Below are 7,140 nucleotides of genomic sequence, written 5' to 3'. Positions count from 1 at the left end.
GCTTGTCATAGACAAGCATCGGCATCTCACCGGCAAGCCGTGCGACGACATCGTCCCAGATCCGCAAGTCGGTGCCGAGCGAATTGATGAAGATGATCGGGCGCGCAGCAGCCGTCCCGGCGATAAGGCGATGGTGCAACGTAATGCCGCCGATACTGACGAATGGCACGATCTCGATCCTCCAAACCAACATTGCACCAGTTGTCTAGATCGGTAAACCGAGGGCTACTCTGGACGGTGCACGCCGCCTTGGATCTTTTGAGGGGGCGTCTGGCGATCCGCCTCCGGCGTCGAGACCAGCAGGGCGGCGGCGGCATTCGCGGCGGCGATGGCGGCCTCGGTGGGCTCGCCGCGAGCAAGCGCAGCCGCAAAGGCACCGACGAATTCGTCACCTGCGCCATGGGTGCTGACCACCTTCACCGGAATGGCAGCAAGCGCAAAGGCGCGGCCATCGCGATCGTGATAGGCGACGCCATCGCCGCCGGCGGTGACGATTGCAGCCGGATAAACGATTGCCAATTGCCGCGCTGCCTCAGCTGCGCCTTCAAGCGTGTCGACGACCGGAATGCCGGCCAGGAACTCCGCCTCTATGGCGTTGGTGATCACGATGTCGACGAGCCCGGTGAGTTCGGCGGGCAGCGGCCGGGCCGGCGCCGCGTTGAGCACGACGCAGCAGCCATGAGCCTTCGCCGCGCGCGCGGCAGCGATGTTGGCGATTTCCGGAACTTCGTTCTGCAGCAACAGCACCTCAGCCTGCGCGAGCACACCGGCCGCCCCCGCGACATCCTTTTCGCCGAGTATCAGATTGCTGCCGGAAACGATCACCGCGCCGTAGTCGCCATCGTAGTCGAAGATGGCCACGCTCATGCCTGATCGGGTCCCCGGTTCTACTCGCACGAAGCGGTGATCGACATTGCTGCGGCTGAGATTGGCGAGCAGCGCACGGCCGAAATCGTCGTCGCCGACGGCGCCGATCATCGCCGACCTCGCCCCCGCGCGCGCCGCCGACAGGACCTGATTGCCGCCCTTGCCGCCGCATTTCGGCTGCCAGCCGAAACCTGTCACCGTCTCGCCCTTGCGCGGGCGATCCGGTGCGTCGACCAGGATGTCGTAATGCAGGCTGCCGAACACGGCCACCAGCCCCGCTGAAGCAACGCTCATCCGCGACGATCTTTCATCTGTACTTGTCTCGCCGTTTCGACGTCACTGCCGACATGGTGCGGCCGAGATTGTGCTCCGCCGCCTGGTAGTCGCGCTGCGCCACCGCGACGAACAGCGCATCCAGGATGTTGAGCTGGGCGATACGGGCGGCCGCATTCTCGCCCATCAGCGGCGACCCCCGCGCGGTCGAGCAGAGCACGACATCCGCCTCGGCTGCCAGCGGCGAGTTGGCGTAGTTGGTTATGGCAAGCGTGCGGGCGCCGTTCTTCTTGGCGAGCTGAATGGCATCAATCACCGCGCTGCTGTTGCCGGAATGGGAAAAGCCGACGGCAATGTCTTCGGCGCCGAGGAGCGAGGCCGACATGAGCATCATGTGGGAATCGTCGTAAACCGCCGCGCGGATGCCGATCCGCAGGAACTTGTGCGAGACATCCCGGGCAATCTGAGCCGAACCGCCGACGCCATAGAAGTCGCGATGCTTGGATCGATAAATGAGGTCGGCGGCCCGGTCGAAATTGCCGATGTCAAGGATCGCCAGCGTTTCCTCCAGCGCCTGTATGGAAGTGCGGAAGACCTTTTGCACGATCTCGGCCGAACTGTCGTCGACGGAGAGTTCCCGGTGCATCTCGGCGGTCGGCGAGCGGCTGTATTCGCAGACTGCCGTCCGGAAGTCGCGATAGCCGGAGAAGCCCAGCTTCTTGGCGATCTTCACCACCATCGCCTCGGAGACGCCGGCCTCGTCAGCGATCTCCTTCAAAGGGATCGTCTCGTCGAACCCGCGGCGGCCGAACACGGTTTCCACCACCTTTGCCTCCAGCGGTGTGAGATGCGGCATCATCATGCGGATGCGCGGCCCCACGGCCCGGAGATCCGCGGACGTCATCCTGCAGCTCCGAGCAGGATTTCCTGGACGATAGCCTGCGAGGCAACCGCGTCCTGCCCGTCGAGGGCAGCCGCCAACCGATTGTCCCGCTCCAGCCGCTCGACGACCCGCAACATGCGCTTGACGGTGGCGATGTTGACCTCGCATTCGCGCACCGGGTCGAGACCGGTCATGTCCGGAAAGGTGTCGAAATAGATGGCACCGGCGTAGCCGTCCCTGCGTATCTGGCGCAGCAGCTCGATGGTCTGCAGCGTGTGCACGGCGCCGACCATCAGGCCGTCGTCGCGCTTGGCGTAGCCATCGTTGAGATGAACACCGAGCAACCTGCTGTGACGGGCGACAAGAGCGGCGGCAAAGGCCGGTTGCTCGTCGGCATAAAGAACATGCGCGAAGTCGAGGGTGACGCCGAGATTGGGCAGGCCGGCCTCGCGGATCGCCAGCAACGTGGTCGCGGCATCCGGCATCAGCGAATAAGAACGCGGCTCGTTCGGCTTATATTCGAGACTGATGGCGCAATCGGGGTCATGCGCCGCAACTTCACGAATACCGTCGATTTCGTGTTGCCAAAGTGTCGCGTAGTCGGCCTGGAAAGCGTAGTCGAAACCATCCTGCCCCAGCCACAATGTCATGAGACCGGCGCCGGCCTCTCGCGCCGCGTCGATGCCAGCCTTGGTGAGGTCGATGGCTTCACGCCGCACTGCCGGATCGGGATTGGTGAACGCGCCGAGCTTGAAGGCGGGATTGGAATAGTAGCGCATCGCGAAGCCATTGATGGAAAGCCCGAGATCACCAAGCCTCCGTGCAATTTCCCTGGGGTTTTCACCGATATGGTCGGGAAAGTTGAGGTCGAGATCGGTGAGCCCCTCGACCTTAGCCGCCCGCGCCGCCATCTGCAGCACCGAGGGCTTCCCGGTAAGCCCGGCCCACTCCGCCTCAGGCCGCGAGGCGAAGGAATTGAGACGGGTGGCAAAACGATGGGATGTCATTTGGGATCCTTGGGATGCCTGAGACTTCACATGAAAAAATTATTTTGTAAAGTTCTCTGGTGAGCTGTACAGGCTGGTTGCCCTGGTTGGCATGCGCTGATTGTTCTGGCATTACCGGGTTCGAGAACCATTCCGACGGGCAGCAATGACCTCGAAACGCAACGTCCTTTTCATCATGTGCGACCAGCTGCGGTTCGATTATCTGAGCTGCGCCGGGCAGAAGAGTCTGACGACGCCGAACATCGACCGGCTCGCCAGCCGCGGCGTGCGTTTCACCAATGCCTATGTGCAATCGACGGTCTGCGGCCCCTCGCGCATGAGCGCTTATACCGGCCGCTACGTCCGCTCGCACGGCTCGACGCATAATGGCGTGCCGCTCAGAGTCGGCGAGCCGACGCTGGGCGACCATCTGCGCGAGGTCGGCGTGCGTTGTGCGCTCATCGGCAAGACACATATGAAGGCCGACGAGGAAGGGATGGAGCGCCTCGGCATCGCCAAGGATTCCGTCATCGGCGTGCGTGTCGCGGAATGCGGCTTCGAGCCGTTCGAGCGCGATGACGGCCTGCACCCCTCGACCAGCTACGACCCCGATCCGGCCTACGACTCCTATCTGCGCCAGCACGGCTTCGAGGCCGAAAATCCTTGGGAGCATTGGGCGAATTCCGGCGAAGGCGAGAATGGCGAGAATTTCAACGGCTGGCTGCTCGTCCATGCCGACAAGGCGGCGCGCATTCCGGAGGAGCATTCCGAGACGCCTTACATGACGCGCCGCGCCATGCGCTTCATTGAGGACGCCGAGGCCAAGGGCGAAGTCTGGTGCGCGCATCTTTCCTACATCAAGCCGCACTGGCCCTATATCGTGCCCGCGCCCTACCACGCCATGTACGGCAAGGCGGAGATCCAGCCGCCCGTTCGCAGCGAAGCCGAGCGCGTCTCGCCAAACCCGATCTTCGAGGCCTTCCAGCAGGAGCGGTACTCGAAGAACTTCTCGCGCGATGAGGTCCGCGAAACGGTCGTTCCCTGCTACATGGGCCTGATCAAGCAGATCGACGATCAGCTCGGCCATTTGTTCGACTTCATGGAGAAGCGCGGCCTATTCAAGAACACGCTTGTCGTCTTCACTTCTGACCACGGCGACTATCTCGGCGACCATTGGCTCGGCGAGAAATACCTGTTCCACGACGTCGCGGTGAGGTGCCGATGATCGTCTACGATCCTCGTCCGGAAGCCGACGTCACAAGAGGAACCACGTCGGACGCGCTGGTCGAGATGATCGATCTCGCGCCCACCTTTCTCGATTATTTCGGCGGCAGGCCCAAGCCGCATGTCCTCGAAGGCCGCTCGCTGCTGTCGCTGACTTCGGGTGAGCGGAAGAGCCTGCGCAACTATGGCATCAGCGAATATGACTACAGCGGCGGTGCGGCGCGGCTGAGGCTCGCCATGCCGGTGTCGGGCTGCAAGCTCTACATGATCACCGACGGCCGCTTCAAACTCGTCCATGGCGAAAGTGTCGAGCCGATGTTCTTCGATCTCCACAACGACCCGGGCGAATTGCGCGACCTCGGCCGCGAGCCGTCGGCCGCCGGCGATATCGAGCGGCTGCGCAAAATGCTGATGCGCTGGCTGGCGCTGCCCAACAATCGCATTACCGTCCCCGACGAGTGGCTGACGGAGATCGACGACAAGGTCGGCCATTTCGACCCGATCATCGGCTCCGGCGTGCTCATCGGCTATTGGGACGAGGCCGAACTCACCGAACAGCTGGAGGCGCGTCGCCGCTGGCTGACGCGCCGGGGCAACTAGCTTTCGTTACCCGAGTGTCAGCCCCGCCTTCTTCGCTTCCTCGCGCAGGAAGGGCAGCCCAACCTCAATGACGTCGCGCGGGTCTTCCGCTACCGGGCGCCATACCGCGAGCCCGCCGGCGATGTCGACGTCGACATGGTTCATGCTTTCGAGCGTGATCGGGCCCTCATAGCCGATGTCGGCGATCGCCTTCATGCAGGCTGCCCAGTTCAGCATGCCGCGCCCCGGCACGCCGCGATTGGCCTCCGACACATGCACATAGCCGAGGAAGGGCGCCGCCGCCTCGAAGCCGGCCGCGAAGCTCTCTTCCTCGATATGCATGTGGTAGGTGTCGAGATGGATGAAGATGTTGTCGGCGCCGATGCGCTCGATGATGCGCGCCGCGTCGATGCCGCGGTTGATCAGATGCGTCTCGTAGCGGTTGCAGGGTTCGATGCCAAGCTTCAGGCTGCGGGCCTTCGCCGACTTTGCCGCCCTTTCGAGGAAGCGGCACATGCCGTCGATCTCCCGCTGCGTCGGCGCCCGGCCGGTGGTCTTGCCGATCGTTCCATAGGTGACGCCGCCGAGCGCCTCGGCGCCCACCTCGTTGCAGACGTTGAAGGCCGGCTGCAGGAAGTCGAGCGCCTCTTCCGGCCGCTCCACCACGTCGAGCGCGTGCGGCAAGCCGAGCGAGGGAATGAGCTGCACGCCATAATGGTTTGCAAAACCGCGCGTGCGCTTGGTGTCGATCTCCTCGGGTCTGAGCAGCGGGATTTCCATGAGGCCGATGCCGAGCTCCTTCAGCCGGTCCATCTGCGGCTCGATGCGGGCCAGATCCCAGACCGGGGCGATGGCGAAAGTGTGCAGTCCGAAAACATTCATATCAGCCTCGTTGCTCGTGCGCCGCCGCGGCGGCCGTGTCGCCGCCGCCGACGATGCGGCTGACGACTTCGTTCATGTTGGTTTTGGCGGTGACGAGATCGGCATCCGCCCTGCCGTGGCGCAGCACGACGATGCGATCGGTGACCGACAGCACGTCGTTCAGCCGGTGCGAAATCAAAATGACGGCGATGCCTTCAGACTTCAGCCGCCGGATGAGATCGAGCACGCTCTGCACCTCGCGCACGGCGAGCGCCGCCGTCGGCTCGTCCATGATGACGAGCTTCGGGCTGAAGGTGAGCGCCCGCGCAATCGCCACCGTCTGCTGCTGGCCGCCGGAGAAGGAGCCGACGGAACGACTGATCGACGGCAAGTGCGCCCCGAGCCGCTCGATCATCCGCGCCGCCTGCCGATCCATCTCGGTCTTGTCGACAAAGCCGGGGAAGAGGCCGAGCAGCCTTTTCGTCGGCTCGCGGCCAAGGAAGATGTTGGAGGCCACGTCCTGCTGCTTGGCCAAGGACAGATCCTGGTAGATCATCTCGATGCCGAGCCGGCGCCGCTGGCCGGGGTCGAGGGCGAGGATGTCCTTGCCGTCGAACTCGATCGAGCCGGTGTCGGCGCGGTAGATGCCGGTGATGGTCTTCATCAGCGTCGACTTGCCGGCGCCGTTGTCGCCGACCAGCCCGACCACCTCGCCGGCTGCGACCGACAGGTCGACGCCATGCAGCACGTCGACCGCCCCGAAGCTTTTGCGGATCTTGTGGAGCGAAAGCAGGGTCATACGCGCGACTCCTTCCGCACCTGATATTGGTCGATGAAGACCGCTAGGATCAGCACCGCGCCGATCGCCATTTGCTGGTAGTAGGACTGCACGGCAAGCAATGTCAGCCCGTTCTGCAGCACGCCCATGATCAGCGCGCCGATCATGGTGCCGAGGATCGAGGCGCGGCCGCCGAACAGGTTGGTGCCGCCGATGATCGCCGCGGTGATCGCGGTGAGTTCGTAGTTGATGCCGGCGGTCGGGTCGCCCGCATTGACGCGGGCGGTGAACAAGAGACCCGCAAGCCCGGCGAGCGCGCCGGAGAGCGTGTAGATGATGCGGCGATGCTGCTCGACGCGGATGCCGGCGGCGCGCGCCGCGCCCTCGCTGTCGCCAAGCGCCAAAGTGTGTCGGCCGAAGCGCGTATAGGCAAGCACCGTATGCGCGACGATCGCCGTCAGCACGAAGATGATGACCGGCATCGGAATGCCGAGCGGCCTCCCTTGCCCGATATAGACGATCTCCGGCGGCAGGCCGTAGATCGCCCTGCCCTGCGAGATGACGAGCGCCAGCCCGCGCGCAAGGCCCAGCATGCCGAGCGTGACGATGAAGGCGGGCACGAAGGCGCGGGTGACCAGTTGGCCGTTGATGTAGCCGGCGATACTTGCGGCCAGAATGCATTCGATCAC

Annotated in this window: 6 protein-coding genes and 2 pseudogenes; 1 reads left to right on the top strand and 7 read right to left on the bottom strand. The window is 64.0% G+C overall.

What is annotated here, in order from left to right; translation table 11 throughout:
• The 4 genes and pseudogenes from EOA79_RS34300 to EOA79_RS27255 form a co-directional block, all read right to left on the bottom strand.
• Nucleotides 1-193: pseudogene (locus tag EOA79_RS34300) on the bottom strand (3-oxoadipate enol-lactonase); the annotation flags it as partial.
• A gap of 32 nt (nucleotides 194-225) precedes the next feature.
• Nucleotides 226-1,161, bottom strand: a complete 936-nt coding sequence (locus tag EOA79_RS27265; protein ID WP_095824980.1) for a PfkB family carbohydrate kinase — start codon at nucleotides 1,159-1,161, stop codon at nucleotides 226-228.
• Nucleotides 1,162-1,174: 13 nt separating this feature from the next.
• Entirely contained in the window at nucleotides 1,175-2,044 is an 870-nt protein-coding gene (locus EOA79_RS27260) for a MurR/RpiR family transcriptional regulator (protein WP_095824981.1), read from the bottom strand.
• Complete coding sequence (locus EOA79_RS27255; RefSeq protein ID WP_095824982.1) at nucleotides 2,041-3,030, bottom strand: sugar phosphate isomerase/epimerase family protein; 990 nt, start codon at nucleotides 3,028-3,030, stop codon at nucleotides 2,041-2,043. Before EOA79_RS27255 ends, EOA79_RS27260 begins: the two co-directional genes overlap by 4 nt.
• A 145-nt stretch (nucleotides 3,031-3,175) precedes the next feature.
• Between EOA79_RS27255 and EOA79_RS27250 the strand changes: the two are divergent.
• Nucleotides 3,176-4,833: pseudogene (locus EOA79_RS27250) on the top strand (sulfatase-like hydrolase/transferase).
• 6 nt (nucleotides 4,834-4,839) lie between these two features.
• Here EOA79_RS27250 and EOA79_RS27245 read toward each other — a convergent pair.
• The 3 genes from EOA79_RS27245 to EOA79_RS27235 form a co-directional block, all read right to left on the bottom strand.
• The gene (locus EOA79_RS27245) at nucleotides 4,840-5,694 is read right to left on the bottom strand and encodes a sugar phosphate isomerase/epimerase family protein (protein WP_095802304.1); all 855 of its coding nucleotides are present in this window, start codon (nucleotides 5,692-5,694) and stop codon (nucleotides 4,840-4,842) included.
• A 1-nt stretch (nucleotide 5,695) separates the two neighbouring features.
• A complete protein-coding gene (locus EOA79_RS27240) occupies nucleotides 5,696-6,472 on the bottom strand; it encodes an ATP-binding cassette domain-containing protein (protein ID WP_095802303.1) in 777 nt (258 codons plus the stop codon).
• Nucleotides 6,469-7,140: ABC transporter permease (locus EOA79_RS27235; RefSeq protein ID WP_164893963.1), on the bottom strand; the 672-nt coding region annotated here is incomplete at its 5' end. The genes EOA79_RS27235 and EOA79_RS27240, both read right to left, overlap by 4 nt.

Source organism: Mesorhizobium sp. M1A.F.Ca.IN.020.03.2.1 (assembly GCF_004023205.1).
Taxonomy (GTDB): domain Bacteria; phylum Pseudomonadota; class Alphaproteobacteria; order Rhizobiales; family Rhizobiaceae; genus Mesorhizobium.
The sequence above is the reverse complement of the archived record's forward strand: the minus strand, read 5'-3'. Positions and strand labels throughout refer to the sequence as shown.